Origin of the sequence: Gemmiger formicilis (genome assembly GCF_016901605.1) — a bacterium.
In the GTDB taxonomy this organism is placed as follows: Bacteria; Bacillota; Clostridia; order Oscillospirales; family Ruminococcaceae; genus Gemmiger; species Gemmiger formicilis_B.
In genome coordinates this window covers 1-14,903 of sequence record NZ_JACJKP010000056.1, presented here as the reverse complement: position 1 = coordinate 14,903, position 14,903 = coordinate 1, and the positions used below count along the sequence as shown (strand labels likewise).

Here is a 14,903-nt window from a genome sequence, read left to right as displayed (position 1 = left end):
GCCGATGAACTTTGGCCGGTGGCGGGAAACTGCCATTTTGGGTATACCGGCGGTAAATCAGTTTCAGCTGCCGGTCCTTGGCTGCGCCCGGCAAATGCAGGATACAGACCGGGTCCAGCACATAATTGGTCGATACAAAATAGAATCGCCCCCCCAGCCAGTAGCGGAAAATGTACGCGTTGGCCGCCCGTACCGGCTGCCCTTCCTGCAGGCTGCGGTACGCGGCCCCGCACCAGATGGCCTCATCCCCTTCTTTGGGGGTAATGCCTGCCTGTTGCAGCGCCGCGAAATACGCACGACATTGCTGCAGAAACACCTGCAGCCGCGCCTTGCTGCCCGCCACCAGTTCACCACCGAAGTGGGTCAGCGTGTGGGGGGCACCCTGCGGGGTAACCGCATCATACATTTGAGAGATAGCCTGCGCCATTCCCTGGCTGGCGGCATGGGGCACCTGATACAGCAGTACCGCCTCATCTGCCTCCCGCCAAAGGTCATCCAACGGATACTGGCTGTATGTATCCAGGTCCACCATAGCGGCCCGGGCAAAATCCCGGTGGGTCAGCACCCAATCCATGGCACACAATTTATAGTAAGCCAATGCCCAGTTGGTATCCGCCGGGACGCGAAATGCATCAAAGGGGCAATCCCAGATTTCCACTCCGGCAGCGGTCAGCTGACCCAGATACGGCTGGGGCGGCGGCGCGTTGGTCACCAAAGCCACCGTGCAGGCTGGATTCTGTGCTTTGGCACTGCACAAAGCCACCACCGTACAGCGGTCATACACCGCACGACCCAGATTGGCCGCGTCGCCTTCCCGATAGCCTTCCAGGGTGGCAAACGCACCAAAAATCAGGTTTTCCATCGTACGGCCCTCCTCTCCCACGATATATTCCTATTATAAGCAGTTTTACAGCGATTGTCTACGGTTCGTCCCCCGCCCGCTTACATCGCTTTTGCAAAAAAAATGCATAAATCTGTCGAAACGAACCTTGCCGAATGGCGGCACAGGCCGTATAATGGAAACAGATGTAAAATTTTTATGAAAGATGCGGAGCAACTGTATGGCATTTTCTTCGGTTCAATTTATTTTTGTATTTTTACCTTTGGCACTGGCTGTGTATTATATTCTTCCCAAACAGCTGCGCAACGCGGTACTGTGTGCTTTCAGCCTGCTTTTCTTTGCCTGGGCCGGCCTGCGGGGGGCGGCTATCCTGGTAGGGCTGGCGGCATTGAACTGGGCGGGCGCCCTGGTATTGGAACGTATTCCCCGCAAAAAACCGCTTCTAGCCCTTTTGGTGCTGGCCGACCTGGGCGTTCTGGGTCTGTTTAAATATGCGGGATTTGTGGCCCAAAGCGTGGACGCTTTGTTTCCCGGCTTGCTGCCCATTCTCTCGCCGGCATTGCCGCTGGGCATCAGTTTTTATGTATTCACCGCCATCGGCTACTGCGTTGACGTAGCCGCCGGGCGCGTAGTCCCGGCCCGCAGTCCGCTTCGCTTCTTTGTATTTCTGGCTTTCTTTGGACATGGCCCTTCCGGCCCCATTGTGCGGTATGGGCAGCAGCTTCCCCAGCTGGACCCCCGGGGTGAAGCCCGCCGCGTGACGGCCGAACGCTTTTGCTACGGCATCAAACGGTTTATCTTTGGCCTTTCCAAAAAAGCCCTGATTGCCGACCAGCTGGCACTGATCTATCAGCGGGTTGTTTCCGTCCCGGCCGAAACGCTGCCTGCCCCCATTCTGGTGCTGGGCTACGTTGCCTACATGCTGCAATTGTATTTTGACTTTTCCGGTTACAGCGATATGGCCATCGGCATCGGCTGCTTTTTTGGTCTGGAACTGCCCGAAAACTTCAATTATCCCTACTTGTCCCAAAGCGTGGGCGAATACTGGCGCCGCTGGCATATTTCGCTGTCCAGCTGGTTCCGGGATTACCTGTACATTCCCCTGGGCGGCAGCCGCTGCAGTCTGGCCCGTACCTGCCGGAACCTGGTGATCGTCTTTGTCCTGACCGGACTGTGGCATGGTGCCGCCTGGCAATATGTGGTGTTCGGTCTGCTCCATGGTCTGCTGCTGTGCCTTGAACGGCTGGGACTGCGCAGCCTGCTGGAAAAATTGCCCGCCTTGCTGCGGCACCTGTATACGGTAGCCGTTCTGTGGTTAACGCTGATTATCTTCGGCGCGCCGGGTCTGCAGCAGGGACTGGCGGCGATTGGCGGCATCTTCCACTGGCAAAGCGGCGAACCGGGGTACACCCTGGCGGCTTTTGCCGATTTGAAACTGTTGCTGATCCTGTTGGGCGCGGTGCTGCTGTGCGGCCCCGTGCAGGCCCTGTTCCCCCGCCTGAAAGAAGCCCTATACACCAAAAAATCGCCCGGCCTTGTTATGATGGCCGGCCTGATGGTACTGCTGTTCCTGGACCTGATGCGGGTAACTGCCGGAACCTACAGCGCATTTATCTATTTCCAGTTCTGAGGAGGCCGCATCTATTATGAAAAAAATAGCGCAAACCCTTTTTATTATTCTGTTCTGTGCGGTTCTGGGCCTTTCCTTTCCCGTGTTCAACATCTTTTCCAAGCAGCTGTCCATGGACAGCCACGAAAACCGTCTCATGACCGGCCTGCCCCAGGTATTGCAAAGTCCGCTGCGGGAACTCAGCAAAAATCTGGACAATTTCTTTGTGGACAACTCCCCCTTCCGTTACCAGTTTGTGCTGCTCAATGCCGGGCTGGACTACAAACTGTTCGGCACCAGCCAAAGCGACCAGGTATTGCCGGGCAAGGACGGCTGGCTGTTTTACAAGGATGGCCCCACCGCAGCCCAGCCTGTGGCCAACTATCAGGGCCTGACCGATGTACATGACAGCGATGAGACTCTGGCCCATGCCAGTGCCGCCCTGCAGATTCTGAACGACGATCTGGCCGAAAACGGCTGCACGCTGGTCCTGGACCTGACCCCCAGCAAAGACCGCATCTACCGCGAATACATGCCCGACGGCTATCCCATCATCAATGAGGAAAACCGCACCGACCGCATGGCGGAATACCTGGAATCCCACACCACGGTACCGGTGGTATGGGAATATGAAACCCTGCGCAGCCAGGCCAAACTCCATCCGGAGCGGCTTTTGTACTACAAGACCGACACCCACTGGAATTCCGTGGGGGCACTGATCGGGCTGGACGGTATTTTTGAAGCGCTGGGTATGCCGACACTGGCACCGGAAGAATATCCCGTCAGTCCCAGCGGCACCACCACCGGTGATATGGCCAACGTGGCAGCGCTGTACGCCGTACTGCCGCCGGAAACCACCTACGAAGTACCCGGGTACGATACGCTGTTTGAAAAAGACGACCGTGTGGTCCGGGTGATCGGCGATTCTTTCAGCGAGTATTATATGCCTTACCTGGAAGCACGCTTTGCGGGTTGTTGGCGCGAACATATCGACACCTTTGATCGGGCCATTGTGGACCAGCCCGGCTGTGATATCCTGATTCTGGAATTCAACGAACGCAGTCTGGACACCATGCTTTCCATCCTGAGCAACTTTTACAGCGGGTAAAAAAACCGGCTCCCTTTTCTCAAAGGGAGCCGGTTTTCTGTTATTCCGTTTATTCGGTCCGCTGCACAAGGCCCAGATCTGCCAGAATATCCGTGCGGGAATCCAGCGCCATGGCTGCAATCCGACGGATGCGTTCCGGTGTCATGTAGGGTGTCAGGCCACTGATAGAAAAAGCACTTTCCGCACGCCCGTCGGGACCGGGAATGGCCACAGCCACACACCGCACTCCCAGTTCATTTTCCTCATCATCAATGGCATAGCCGTTGGTGCGTACCTGTTCCAGCTGTTCCTGCAAATGAGGCAGATCCTCCACCGTACGTACCGTCAGCTTCTGCGGATGGCTGTGTGCCCAGATCTGCGCCACATCCTCCGGCGGCAGGGTTGCCAGAATGGCCTTGCCCACCCCGGTACAATACAGCGGACTGCGAAGCCCCACCCGGCTGGACATCCGCATGGGACCGTTTTCCGTTTTATAGATGTAGACAATATCCTGCCCATCCCGGATCACAAGGTGAACCGCTTCGCCGGTGCGCTGGGCCAAACGTTCCAGATGTGCTTTGGCAACGCCCATAATGTCCATACTATTGACGATGCCGCTGGACAGCTCAAACATCTTTAATGTCAGGCGATATTTTCCGTTTGTTTCATCCTGTACCACATACCCCAGGCCCACCAGGCTTGCCAGCAGGCGGTGTACGGTACTTTTGGCCAGTTCCGTTTCCTGGGCCAGGCGCTGCAGGCTGGCCCCTTTGGGATGCGCCGCCAGCTGTTCGATCAACGCAAAAATACGTTCTACACTTTGCACACCACTTTTTTCCGCCACAAAATCCCCTCTTTTTCAAAAATTAACAAATTGTTCATATTTTCGGAATTTCCGCCTTCCGAGAGCCGTTGTTCCACAATATGGAACGATTATAACAGGGATTGCGAATTTTTGCAAGGTCCATGCCGAATCGCGGAATTCTTGGCGCTAACACCAAAAAAAATGTGCGGATTGCTGTATAATTTGCCCGATTGACGGCCACCGCGGCGCTCGATATAATTACAGTAAACCAGTGCGCGGCCAGGTAACGGGTCCCGCCCGGAAGGGCTGCGCACCGAACAAGTGAAGGAGAATTGCTATGAATTCTGTTTTACAGCGTGTGTACGAGATCGGCATTATTCCGGTCATTGCTTTCAACAGCGTGGATGAGGCTCTGCCCCTGTGCAAAGCCCTGATGGACGGCGGCCTGCCCGCTGCCGAAGTCACCTTCCGCACCGCCTGTGCCGAAGAGTGCATCAAGAAGATTCACGAAGAACTGCCCGATATGCTGCTGGGCGCCGGCACTGTCCTGACCATCGATCAGGCTGACCGTGCCATGGCTGCCGGTGCTTCCTTCATCGTTGCGCCGGGTTTTGACCCCCAGGTTTGCCAGCACGTTATCGACAAGGGCGGCATCATGATGCCCGGTACCGCCACCGCCGGCGAGATGCAGCAGGCCATGAACATGGGCTGCGAAGTCATCAAGTTCTTCCCGGCCGAGGCCAACGGCGGCGTGGACATGCTGAAAAACATCGGCGCTGCCCTGAAGACCTGCAAGTGGATGTGCACCGGCGGCGTCAACGCCAAGAACGTCAACAACTACCTGGGCTACAACCAGATCGTTGCCGTGGGCGGCACCTGGATGTGCAAGAGCGACAAGATCAAGGCCGGTGCCTGGGATGAGATCACGGCCATGAGCCGCGAAGCCGTTGACACCATGCTGGGCCTGGAGCTGGGCCACATCGGCATCAACTGTGCCGACGAGGCCGAGGCTGCCAAGACTGCCGAGACCATCGCCAGCCTGCTGAGCATGGCTGTAAAGCCGGGCAACAGCAGCATCTTCGTGGGCAAGAAGGAATTCGAGATCATGAAGAAGCCGGGCCGCGGCACCCACGGCCACATTGCTATCCTGACCAACAACGTCGACCGTGCCATCTATCACCTGGGCCGCCGCGGCGTCAAGTTCGATATGGACAGCAAGAACGTCAAGGACGGCAAGACCATCGCCATCTACATGGCCGATGAAGTCGCCGGCTTTGCCATCCACCTGGTGCAGCGCTGATTGCACCGCCCCCCCAAAAACGTGTTTTGCAAAAAATATAACTATACAACTGTATAAAGGAGCTTCTTCATGAAAGTCGTTACTTTTGGCGAACTGATGATCCGTCTGCAGCCGTACAACTACGAGCGTTTTGTTCAGGCTGACCACCTCGAATTCTCCTTCGGCGGCGGCGAAGCCAACGTGGCCGTTTCTCTGGCCAACTATGGCGCCGATGCCGTCTACGTGACCAAGCTGCCCGCTCATGCCATTGGCCAGGCGGCTGTGAACAGCCTGCGCCGTTACGGTGTCGACACCTCCAAGATCACCCGCGGCGGTGACCGTGTGGGCATCTACTTCAATGAGAAGGGCGCTTCTCAGCGTGGTTCCGTCTGCATTTACGACCGTGCTCACTCCGCCATTCAGGAAGCCAACACTGCCGACTTTGACTGGGATGCCATCTTTGAGGGTGCCGACTGGTTCCACTTCACCGGCATCACCCCGGCCCTGGGCCCCAACGTGGTGGACATCTGCCGCGAAGCCTGCAAGGCTGCCAAGGCTCATGGCGTGAAGATCAGCTGCGACCTGAACTACCGCGGCAAGCTGTGGACCCGTGAAGAGGCCCGCGCCGCCATGACCGACCTGTGCCAGTACGTGGACGTCTGCATCTCCAACGAGGAGGATGCCAAGGACGTGTTCGGCATCGAGGCCGAAGCTACCGACATCTACGCCGGTGAGATCAACCGCGAGGGCTACAAGAGCGTTGCCAAGCAGCTGGCTGACAAGTTCGGCTTTGAGAAGGTCGCCATCACCTTGCGTGAGAGCCATTCCGCCTTTGACAACGGCTGGAGCGCTATGCTCTACGACGTTGCTTCCAACGAGTACTGCTTCAGCAAGAAGTACGACCTGCACATCATCGACCGCGTTGGCGGCGGTGACAGCTTTGGCGGCGGCCTGATCTACGCTCTGCTGTCCGGCAAGAGCACCCAGGATGCCGTGGAGTTCGCCGTGGCTGCTTCTGCCCTGAAGCACTCCATCGAGGGCGACTACAACATGGTCACCGTGGCCGAAGTTGAGAAGCTCGCCGGCGGCGACGGTTCCGGCCGTATCCAGCGCTGATTTTTCTTCCATTGCTTTTTCCCGAAGAGGTCCGCATTTGCGGATCTCTTCTTTTTTGTTTCAATTGTCAACCCTTATCTCCCTTTTGCGTTGACATTCCGGCAAGCTGAACACTATACTGATACCGTACTGCGGTAAAGGAGGGATGGTTTTGGTCAAAGCACAGGTGCTGGCAGCACTGGAAGCCGCTCACGGGCGTTATCTTTCCGGGCAGGAACTGGCCGACCGGCTGCAGGTAAGCCGCACAGCCGTCTGGAAGGCCGTTGCTGGCCTGCGGGCGGATGGTGTGCCCATCCAGGCTGTGACCAACCGGGGCTACGCCCTGCCGGCCAATGCCGACATTCTGCACGCCGACGCTGTTGCCGCTCTGCTGGAACCGGAAGTTGCCCGGGCCCTGCATATAGAAGTCTGTGACCGCCTGCCCGGCACCAACGCTGCTTTGCGCGTCCGTGCCGCCCAACAGGCGCCTGAGGGGTTGGTTCTGATTGCCCAGGCACAATCTGCCGGCAGAGGGCGCAGCGGCCGCAGCTTTTTCTCTCCACCCGGGGGACTGTACATGAGCCTGCTGCTGCGTCCCGAATTCAGCATCCGGCAGTCGGTCTATCTTACCGCCATGGCCGCCGTGGCGGCGGCCCGTGCCTGTGAAACTTTGTGTGGCTCCCCCTTTCAGATCAAATGGGTCAATGACCTGTGGAAAGACGGCAAAAAGGTCTGCGGCATCCTGACAGAAGCTTCCATGGATGTAGAATCCGGATTGCTGGAGTATGCCATTGTCGGGCCCGGATTCAATCTGGTTCCGCCGCTAAACGGATGGCCGCCGGAACTGGAAGGCATCGCCGGCAGTCTGTTTGATGCCGTTCCCCCCGCCGGTGCCCGTGCCCGGCTGGCTGCCGCTTTTCTCAATGCTTTCTGGCCGCTTTACCGCAGCGGTCGCCGTCGGGATTTCCTGCCCGATTATCTGGCCCGACAAGCCCTGCCGGGTCTCCATGTGGAAGTAAGGCCCGGACGTTCCGATGCTTACGGTGCCACCGTGCTGGGCGTGGACGAAGAGTGCCGGCTTCTTGTACAGCCTGACGGCGGTACCGCCATTGTTCCCTTGAGCAGCGGCGAAGTCCAGATCGTTCCCGCCAAAAATCCCATTCATCGTTGAAAGGAAGTTTTTTGTATGCATACCGCTTCTTCCCTGCGTGTCCGTCGTCTGGTTTTGTGCGCGCTCTTTGCGGCGTTGGCTGCCGTTTGCAGTCAGATCGCCATTCCCATGCCCTGGGGCGTCCCCATCAATCTGGCTGTCTTTGCCGCCTGCATGGCGGGCAGCATGCTGGGGCCCATCTGGGGCACTGCCAGCCTGGCCGTTTATGTAGCGCTGGCCGCCATCGGTGTTCCTGTTCTGGCCGGATTTCAGGGCGGTCCGGCTGCCATCTTTGGCAAAACCGGCGGCTACGCTGTAGGGTATATTCTTACCGCACTGCTCACCGGCGTGCTGGCCCAGTTGCTGGGACGCCGCTTCTGGCCGCTGTGCCTGGCCATGGCCGTGGGCTGCCTGGCCTGCTATGCACTGGGCACCCTCTGGTTTATGTTCCTGACCCACAGCTCTCTGCTTACTTCTCTTACCTTGTGTGTGCTGCCTTATCTGCCGGCTGATGCCGCCAAAATCGCGCTGGCTGCCCTGCTGACCATTCAGCTGGATCGTCGCCTGCCTCACAGCTTGCTGTAATAAATTTTCGCCACCGCCCTCCGGGGCGGTTTTTGTTTGCGTTGTGTTGCCAAACGTGTTATACTGAACCCAAACCAGCAAACAAAGGAGAACCGCCGATGAAATGGCTTGCCGTTGACTACGGCGACGCACGCACCGGGCTTGCCGGCTGTGATGCGTCCGAGACAATTACCAGCCCCATCACCCCGCAGATCGAAGAAAAGAGCATGAACAAAGTGGCGGCCGCCGTGGTACAGGTTGCCGCAGCACGCGGTGCTGAAGGCATTGTCTGCGGCCTGCCCAAAAACATGGACGGAACCGAAGGTTCCCGCGCTGCCAAAAGCCGCCGTTTTGCCCAACGCCTTGCCAACGCTGCCGGGTATCCTGTGGTTTTGTGGGATGAACGCCGTACCACTGTTTCGGCAGCCGCGATCCTGGCCGATAACGACACCTTCGGCCAGAAGCGGAAGGAACGGCTGGATTCTGTTTCTGCCGCGGTGATCCTGGAAAGTTTTCTCAACTGGCGCAGCCATCATCCCGGAGAGGAACCGCCGGAACAGTTGGTTCCGCAGCCACCCGAAGATTCGAAAGTTTCACAATAAAGGAGTTCCGCCATGTCCACCGAAACCGCTTCCCGTATTCCGACCCATGCCGCCATCATTGTGGATGGCAACCGCCGTTGGGCGCGCCAGCGCATGCTGCCGGCCAGCTTCGGCCACAAAGCCGGTTTTGACCGCCTGAAAGAGATCACCCGTTACGCCGTAGGTGACCGGGGCGTTCATGTACTTTCCCTGTACGTATTTTCTACCGAGAATTTTGCCCGCGACGCCAAAGAAGTGGGCTACCTGATGGACCTGTTTGCCAACAACTTCCGCACCATTGCCGACGAGATGAACGAGCGCGGCTGCCAGGTTCTGTTCAGCGGCCGCCGCGAAGGTCTGCAGCAGCGGGTGCTGGATGCCATGGATTATATGATGGACCTGACCAAGGACAACAAAAAGGGCATTGTCAATTTCTGCCTGAACTATGGCAGCCACGCCGAATTGACCGATGCTGTCCGCGGAATTGCCCGGGAAGTACAGGCCGGTACCCTGAATCCCGGCGACATAGACGAAAAGACCATTGAGAACCACCTGTACCGTCAGCTGCCCCCGGTGGACCTGATGATCCGCACCAGCGGCGAAGAGCGGCTTTCCAACTTCCTGCTGTGGCAGTGCGCCTATGCCGAGTTCTATTTCACGCCGGTGCTCTTCCCCGACTTTACCAAGGAATGTTTTGATCAGGCGTTGGATGAATACGCCCGTCGTGACCGCCGCATGGGTGGCAATACCAAAAAATAACAGCAACAAAACCAAAAGCACCCTGTAAACTTTGGCTAAACCGCCAATGGTTTACAGGGTGTTTTTTGCATATTCTATGGTTAGCAGGGGTTCATCAGCCTACTGCTTCACCGTCGGTGCTTGCCGACTCCGAGGCTGCCGCATCGCTGCTCTCGCTTTGTGCGGCCAGTTCTTCCGCGGTGGGGCCCGGATAGGTGGAAATGGTCACGCTCTCGATGGTGATGGTATTTTCCTCGATGGGGCGCCAGGTATCGTTGCCTTCCTCGTCCTGCTGGGTATCCACACAGGCCATGGCATCCACAACATCCATGCCCTGGTAGACCTGACCAAAGACTGTGTCGGTGTTATCCAGATAAGGTAGCCCGCCCGCTGCGGCATAGGCCGCAATCTGGGATTCGCTGTATCCGTTCTGCGCCAGCTGTTCCTGCTGCGTCTGGTCAACGCTGTCCGGCAGCGCCGTCACAAAATAGAACTGGCTGTTGCCCCCGGTGACGTCGCCTCCCGATGCAAACGCCGCACACAGTGCTCCTGCGTAATGCTTCAGGTTGGCATCCGCTTCCAGCGGATAGGGATTATTGCTCCAGATAGTGGAACCGCCTGTACCAGTCCCGGTGGCATCCCCGCCCTGAACCGCAAACCCGTACTGGCTGCGCCAGATCACCGTATTATTATAGTAGCCGGTACGTGCCAGTCCCACAAAATTGTAAACGGCCATGGGAGCGGCATCGGGGTACAACACCGCACGCACCTCACCCAGGTTGGTGGTAAAAATAGCAATCAGGTCACCGTCAGCCGGGGCAGCAAACTGCCGCTCCTCACTGGTAACTTCCCCCCGCGTGGGCGCTGCCTTTTTGCTGCCCCCGCAGCCACACAGCAGTGCCAGCAACAGCGCCAGTACCACACAGACGGTTTTCTTCATAACGGGTCCTCCCGGGGTTGCAAAATTTTCTAATTATTCATAGTATACCACACTTTGCGCCCCATGAACACCCTTGACGTATACGAAAAAAAAGGGTACACTATAGGCAGTAAAAATTCCATTCACAGGAGGGACGATCATGTCTGACGAACTGAGCCCCGAAATGCTGGAAGAAGCCACGCCCGATCTTTTGACTCTGGAAGATGAAGACGGGCAGGAAGTCACCTTCGAAGTCATTGATGCCACCGAGGTCAACGGCACCCGCTATCTGGCTGTCATTCCCTATCAGGAAGACCCCGCCAGCCTGCAGGAAGATGCCGAACTGATCCTGATGCGCATCGGTACCGATGACGAAGGCGAATATATGGACATTGTGGACGATGACGAAGAACTGCTGACTGTCGGCAAGGTTTTCGAGGAACGTCTGCGTGCCATGTACGACATCGACGATTCCGAATTGGACTGAGTTTTCGTACTTCACCCTGCGCGGTGCGATTTGTTGCAGCCTTTATAGAATCCTACTAATCAAATATTGGGAGCCCGCGTTGGGCATCGGAACGCAGACCTCCCGCCTCGGCGGAAGAAGGGAGCGCGAACATGCCCGTAGGGCACCCACCTGCCTGTACCGGTAGGTTTTGATTGGTTGCAGACGGCCAAGCGGGGTTTTTTCGACATTTCACCCGGACGGGTTCTTCCCTGTCCGGGTTTTTGGGTGAAACAGAAAAGAAAGGGTGAGCCGTTATGGCAGGAAAAATTTCTGTCGGGGACAAGCTCCCCTTCTTTTTATATGATACCCCTTACAGCGCCCAGAACCGTTTCCGGGATCTACTGGCTGCCAAAAGTCCCTTGGTCCTGGTGTTCATGGCCAATTTCGGGCATCCCATTACCCGCACTTTTGCAAGCCGCTATGCTGCCACCCACGGCGCTTTGCGTGACGGCGGCATGGCACTGGTGGTACGTTCGCGGGCGGATAAGCTGTCCCACAGCATTCACGCCGATACACTGCCCTACCCCCTGCTGTGCGACGCCGATGGTGTACTGTATGACTATCTGGAAATTCCCCAGAACAGCAGCACCTTGATGACCTATTCTCTGGAAGGATGGCGCATTTTGCGGGAAGCCAAAAAGCAAGGTTACCGTGCCGCCAAAGGAGCGCCCCAGCAGCTGCCCTTGACCCTGATTCTGGACCGGGACGGCACTGTTCTGTTCAGCCACTATGGGGCCAGTCTGACCGATGTTCCCGAGGACTGCGCCGCTATGCAGAGTCTGCTGGAAGAACTGGATCTGACACCCGACGTACCGGATATTGAACCGGAAGCATTTCAGCAGATTTCTTCCCGCAGAGAATCCCGCCCGGATTACAGTACGCCTTCCCAGGACTTGCCCCAGCGCCGTTCTCACCATGGCCGTCGCCGTCCGGTACCTACAGATGATTTCATGCCGGTGGAACCTATCCGGGAATACGGCTCCCCCGACCTTGCCAAGACTTCGGTGGTCAGTCTGTTTGACGATCCCTATGATGACGATTGAACCTTTGCAGGTAAACAAAAACCTCGCCGCATTTTCATGCGGCGAGGTTTTTGTTATGCATCCAGCGCTTTTCTGGCCGCAACCACCGCGGCATCGTTGGTTTGCTGGATATGCCATTCATCCAATCCGGGCAGCCCCATGGGGACCCCTTCCCGGCGGAACTGCATACCACTCTCCACCAGCATTTTCCCGCTCATGTGGAACGCACGCGCCTGCGGCAGAAGACTGCGCAGCCGGGTGATTACACCGGCATCCACGCCGGCTCCGATCAATACCTCGGGTCCGCCGGTCGTATCCCGCAGCTGCAGCAGACGAGCCAGCACATCCACACCTGCCGAGCAGGAAGCAGCAGCACCGCTGGTCAACACAGTATCCAGCCCCAATTTTGTAGCTGCAGCATAGGTTGCAACCGGGTCCCGGGATACATCGATGCAACGGTGCAGGGTCATCGGCAGTCCGTCACAGGGTTCCAGAAGCCGCTCCATGGCCAGCTCGTCCAGTTCCCCTTCCGGCGTCAGCACACCCAGTACAAAACCGTCCGCGCCCGCCTGACGCAGATGCCGGATCTGCGCACACAACAGGTCCAGTTCTTCCTCCGCATACAAAAAATCGCCTGGACGCGGACGCATCAGGCAGCGAACCGGCAGATCGCATTCTGCTTTGATCTGCTGCAGCAATTCGCAGTAGGGGCTTAACCCGCCCACCGTAAGTGCACTGCACAGTTCCAGGCGATCGGCGCCTCCCTGCTGCGCTGCCTTGGCCGAAGCCAGACTGTCTACACAAACTTCCAGAATCCGTTTCATTGATGCCACGCTCCTTTTGTGGCATTGTACCACACAACCGCACGATACAACAACCCCCGGACACACAAAGCGCCCGGGGATTATGGTGTTATATGCAACACTCGCACATACGCGAGGGTACGCCAAGTTCACGCCGCCCGATTTCCACGGACCACCCGCAGCGACACCGGTTGCATCGCTTCACCCGGCAGCAGATACTCCGGCTGCGCTTTTTCTTCTTCGGACAGCAATACACCGCACGCCGCATTCAAAAGCAGCACACCCGATCCTCCCAACAGAAGGACAGCCCACAAGGGCAGCGAACCGGCAGCCGCAGCCGGTACCAACACCAAAAACAACAGCATCGTGCCCGTCGCCGCCAATTTTCCTACCAACGCCTTGATCCACTCGTGTTTCATCGCCAGTTCCTCCTTCTATCTGATCGAGCTGTTTTGTCCGCAATTGCCGCATAAACAACTAGTTGTTGTTTGTTGGTTTTACTATAATACTACTTTGAGTTGTTGTCAAGCAATTTTAACAACCTTTTTTAGATTTATTTTTGGATTTTCTCTTTACAAAGGTCACAACCGGTTGTATAATGAATGTAACAAACAGGAATGTACCGTCCGGCACTCCCTCTTTCTTTACCTTGTTATATATAAAGGAGCGCGACCATGTTTGCAGAACGCTTAAAAGAAGCCCGCAAGGCCAAAAAATACAGCCAGGCAGAGATTTCCCGTATGCTTGGTGTCACACAGCAGGCGGTTGGCAAATGGGAAACCGGCCGTTCCACCCCGGACCCCCAGACGGTGGCACGTCTGGCTGAAATTCTGGACACCACCGCCGATGTGCTGCTGGGCCTGCAAAAAAGCCCTGCCGAAGCCCCTGCTGTGGGCCGGTATGCTTTCAGCCGGTATGCGGAATGTCTGATTCCCGTAGTGGGCACGGTCCGCGCCGGTTACGGTGCCCTTGCCTTTGAGGAAGATTACGGCAAAGAATACGCCAGCGTCAAAGACCCGCAGAACTATTTCTACCTGGTGGTAAAGGGTGACAGTATGGAACCGCGTATTTCTGATGGTGATCTGGCGCTTGTCCACCGGCAGAACACCCTGGACAACGGCGATCTTGGTGTGCTGGTCTACGGTGCCGACGGAGAGGGCACTCTGAAAAAGTATATCCAGCGCGGCAACTCGGTGATTCTGCATCCCTTCAACCCCGCTTATGAAGAACTGGTGATCAAGGGTGAGGAATTAGACCACCTTTATATTGCCGGCAAGGTTGTGGAAACCAAGGCCAAGTGGTAACCTTGTGCCGACAATGGTATTGTAACAAAGTCTTTGTCCGATAATACGGACTTTGAATATCCGTTTCAAAAATGCTGCCCGCGGCATGCTTGCAAGACAAGCTTATGCGGCGGGCTGTATTTTTTATACCCTTTTTTCAGGAGAACTTCTTATGGACCTGGGCGAGAAATTGGAAATCCTGGCCGATAGCGCCAAATATGATGTCGCCTGTACCTCCAGCGGTGTGGACCGCCCCGGCCAGCATGGCAGCCTGGGCAGTTGTGCCGCTGCAGGCATCTGCCACGCTTTCACACCGGATGGTCGCTGTGTATCTCTGCTCAAAGTGCTTTATTCCAACGCCTGTTCCTACGATTGCCGCTACTGCGTCAACCGCCGTTCCAATGATCGGCCCCGCGCCACCTTTACCCCCAGAGAGCTGGCCGATCTGACCATCGGCTTCTACCGCCGCAACTACATCGAGGGTCTGTTTTTGTCCAGCGCCGTACTGGGCAGCCCGGACCGCACCATGGAACTGATGATCGAAGCGCTGCGCATTTTGCGGCAGGAATACCATTTTAACGGGTACATCCATGCCAAGACCATTCCCGGCGCCGATCCC

16 protein-coding genes, 1 other RNA gene and 1 pseudogene are annotated in these 14,903 nt (G+C 57.0%); 13 read left to right on the top strand and 5 right to left on the bottom strand.

Going from position 1 to position 14,903, the window contains the following annotated elements; genetic code table 11:
• On the bottom strand, positions 1-862 hold an 862-nt coding region (locus H6B10_RS06185), incomplete at its 3' end, for a hypothetical protein (protein WP_204650726.1).
• Between the two features lie 199 nt (positions 863-1,061).
• Here H6B10_RS06185 and H6B10_RS06180 point away from each other — a divergent pair.
• On the top strand, positions 1,062-2,471 hold the full coding sequence (locus H6B10_RS06180) for an MBOAT family O-acyltransferase (RefSeq protein WP_204650725.1): 1,410 nt from the start codon (positions 1,062-1,064) through the stop codon (positions 2,469-2,471).
• Positions 2,472-2,487: 16 nt separating this feature from the next.
• The gene (locus tag H6B10_RS06175; protein WP_204650724.1) at positions 2,488-3,558 is read left to right on the top strand and encodes an alginate O-acetyltransferase AlgX-related protein; all 1,071 of its coding nucleotides are present in this window, start codon (positions 2,488-2,490) and stop codon (positions 3,556-3,558) included.
• 49 nt (positions 3,559-3,607) lie between these two features.
• Here the strand turns inward: H6B10_RS06175 and H6B10_RS18840 are convergent, their stop codons facing one another.
• Positions 3,608-4,381 (bottom strand): IclR family transcriptional regulator, encoded by a 774-nt coding sequence (locus tag H6B10_RS18840; protein ID WP_204650723.1) that lies wholly within the window; start codon positions 4,379-4,381, stop codon positions 3,608-3,610.
• 298 nt (positions 4,382-4,679) lie between these two features.
• Between H6B10_RS18840 and eda the strand changes: the two genes are divergently transcribed.
• The 6 genes from eda to uppS all read left to right on the top strand — a co-directional run bounded on the left by eda (position 4,680) and on the right by uppS (position 9,770).
• Positions 4,680-5,642 (top strand): bifunctional 4-hydroxy-2-oxoglutarate aldolase/2-dehydro-3-deoxy-phosphogluconate aldolase, encoded by a 963-nt coding sequence (eda, locus tag H6B10_RS06165; RefSeq protein ID WP_204650721.1) that lies wholly within the window; start codon positions 4,680-4,682, stop codon positions 5,640-5,642.
• Positions 5,643-5,711: 69 nt separating this feature from the next.
• Positions 5,712-6,737 carry a sugar kinase gene (locus tag H6B10_RS06160; protein ID WP_204650719.1) on the top strand — a complete coding sequence of 342 codons (1,026 nt, stop codon included), beginning with the start codon at positions 5,712-5,714 and terminating at the stop codon, positions 6,735-6,737.
• A gap of 151 nt (positions 6,738-6,888) precedes the next feature.
• Positions 6,889-7,887 (top strand): biotin--[acetyl-CoA-carboxylase] ligase, encoded by a 999-nt coding sequence (locus tag H6B10_RS06155; protein ID WP_204650717.1) that lies wholly within the window; start codon positions 6,889-6,891, stop codon positions 7,885-7,887.
• A gap of 15 nt (positions 7,888-7,902) precedes the next feature.
• Positions 7,903-8,451, top strand: coding sequence for a biotin transporter BioY (locus tag H6B10_RS06150; protein ID WP_204650715.1), 549 nt, complete (start codon positions 7,903-7,905; stop codon positions 8,449-8,451).
• 98 nt (positions 8,452-8,549) lie between these two features.
• Positions 8,550-9,032: a Holliday junction resolvase RuvX gene (ruvX, locus tag H6B10_RS06145; protein ID WP_204650713.1), complete on the top strand. Its 483-nt coding sequence runs from the start codon at positions 8,550-8,552 to the stop codon at positions 9,030-9,032.
• A 12-nt stretch (positions 9,033-9,044) separates the two neighbouring features.
• Entirely contained in the window at positions 9,045-9,770 is a 726-nt protein-coding gene (uppS, locus tag H6B10_RS06140) for a polyprenyl diphosphate synthase (protein WP_204650711.1), read from the top strand.
• Between the two features lie 94 nt (positions 9,771-9,864).
• Here uppS and H6B10_RS06135 read toward each other — a convergent pair whose 3' ends face one another.
• On the bottom strand, positions 9,865-10,689 hold the full coding sequence (locus H6B10_RS06135; protein ID WP_204650709.1) for a peptidylprolyl isomerase: 825 nt from the start codon (positions 10,687-10,689) through the stop codon (positions 9,865-9,867).
• Positions 10,690-10,828: 139 nt separating this feature from the next.
• On the opposite strand from H6B10_RS06135, the gene H6B10_RS06130 reads away from it, so the two are divergent.
• The 3 genes from H6B10_RS06130 (at position 10,829) to H6B10_RS06120 (ending at position 12,219) form a co-directional block, all read left to right on the top strand.
• A complete protein-coding gene (locus tag H6B10_RS06130; protein WP_204650707.1) occupies positions 10,829-11,155 on the top strand; it encodes a DUF1292 domain-containing protein in 327 nt (108 codons plus the stop codon).
• A gap of 10 nt (positions 11,156-11,165) precedes the next feature.
• A non-coding RNA gene (gene ssrS, locus H6B10_RS06125) (6S RNA) lies at positions 11,166-11,357 on the top strand.
• A gap of 73 nt (positions 11,358-11,430) precedes the next feature.
• Positions 11,431-12,219 carry a redoxin domain-containing protein gene (locus H6B10_RS06120; protein ID WP_204650705.1) on the top strand — a complete coding sequence of 263 codons (789 nt, stop codon included), beginning with the start codon at positions 11,431-11,433 and terminating at the stop codon, positions 12,217-12,219.
• 53 nt (positions 12,220-12,272) lie between these two features.
• Here the strand turns inward: H6B10_RS06120 and H6B10_RS06115 are convergent, their stop codons facing one another.
• Together H6B10_RS06115 and H6B10_RS06110 are read right to left on the bottom strand one after the other, a co-directional pair.
• Entirely contained in the window at positions 12,273-13,022 is a 750-nt protein-coding gene (locus H6B10_RS06115; RefSeq protein ID WP_204650703.1) for a copper homeostasis protein CutC, read from the bottom strand.
• Positions 13,023-13,150: 128 nt separating this feature from the next.
• The gene (locus H6B10_RS06110) at positions 13,151-13,420 is read right to left on the bottom strand and encodes a hypothetical protein (protein ID WP_204650701.1); all 270 of its coding nucleotides are present in this window, start codon (positions 13,418-13,420) and stop codon (positions 13,151-13,153) included.
• A gap of 255 nt (positions 13,421-13,675) precedes the next feature.
• Here H6B10_RS06110 and H6B10_RS06105 point away from each other — a divergent pair, with 255 nt between their 5' ends.
• Together H6B10_RS06105 and H6B10_RS06100 are read left to right on the top strand one after the other, a co-directional pair.
• Positions 13,676-14,305, top strand: a complete 630-nt coding sequence (locus H6B10_RS06105) for a LexA family protein (protein ID WP_204650699.1) — start codon at positions 13,676-13,678, stop codon at positions 14,303-14,305.
• A 151-nt stretch (positions 14,306-14,456) separates the two neighbouring features.
• A pseudogene (locus tag H6B10_RS06100) lies at positions 14,457-14,903 on the top strand (putative DNA modification/repair radical SAM protein); the annotation flags it as partial.

What these genes read in the sequence shown, in the direction of transcription:
- H6B10_RS06115 (WP_204650703.1), bottom strand. Translation starts at nt 13,022, where the DNA reads ATGAAACGGATTCTGGAAGTTTGTGTAGACAGTCTGGCTTCGGCCAAG.
- H6B10_RS06150 (WP_204650715.1), top strand. Translation starts at nt 7,903, where the DNA reads ATGCATACCGCTTCTTCCCTGCGTGTCCGTCGTCTGGTTTTGTGCGCG.
- H6B10_RS06180 (WP_204650725.1), top strand. Translation starts at nt 1,062, where the DNA reads ATGGCATTTTCTTCGGTTCAATTTATTTTTGTATTTTTACCTTTGGCA.
- H6B10_RS06110 (WP_204650701.1), bottom strand. Translation starts at nt 13,420, where the DNA reads ATGAAACACGAGTGGATCAAGGCGTTGGTAGGAAAATTGGCGGCGACG.
- eda (WP_204650721.1), top strand. Translation starts at nt 4,680, where the DNA reads ATGAATTCTGTTTTACAGCGTGTGTACGAGATCGGCATTATTCCGGTC.
- ruvX (WP_204650713.1), top strand. Translation starts at nt 8,550, where the DNA reads ATGAAATGGCTTGCCGTTGACTACGGCGACGCACGCACCGGGCTTGCC.
- uppS (WP_204650711.1), top strand. Translation starts at nt 9,045, where the DNA reads ATGTCCACCGAAACCGCTTCCCGTATTCCGACCCATGCCGCCATCATT.
- H6B10_RS06120 (WP_204650705.1), top strand. Translation starts at nt 11,431, where the DNA reads ATGGCAGGAAAAATTTCTGTCGGGGACAAGCTCCCCTTCTTTTTATAT.
- H6B10_RS06105 (WP_204650699.1), top strand. Translation starts at nt 13,676, where the DNA reads ATGTTTGCAGAACGCTTAAAAGAAGCCCGCAAGGCCAAAAAATACAGC.
- H6B10_RS06130 (WP_204650707.1), top strand. Translation starts at nt 10,829, where the DNA reads ATGTCTGACGAACTGAGCCCCGAAATGCTGGAAGAAGCCACGCCCGAT.
- H6B10_RS06160 (WP_204650719.1), top strand. Translation starts at nt 5,712, where the DNA reads ATGAAAGTCGTTACTTTTGGCGAACTGATGATCCGTCTGCAGCCGTAC.
- H6B10_RS06175 (WP_204650724.1), top strand. Translation starts at nt 2,488, where the DNA reads ATGAAAAAAATAGCGCAAACCCTTTTTATTATTCTGTTCTGTGCGGTT.
- H6B10_RS06135 (WP_204650709.1), bottom strand. Translation starts at nt 10,689, where the DNA reads ATGAAGAAAACCGTCTGTGTGGTACTGGCGCTGTTGCTGGCACTGCTG.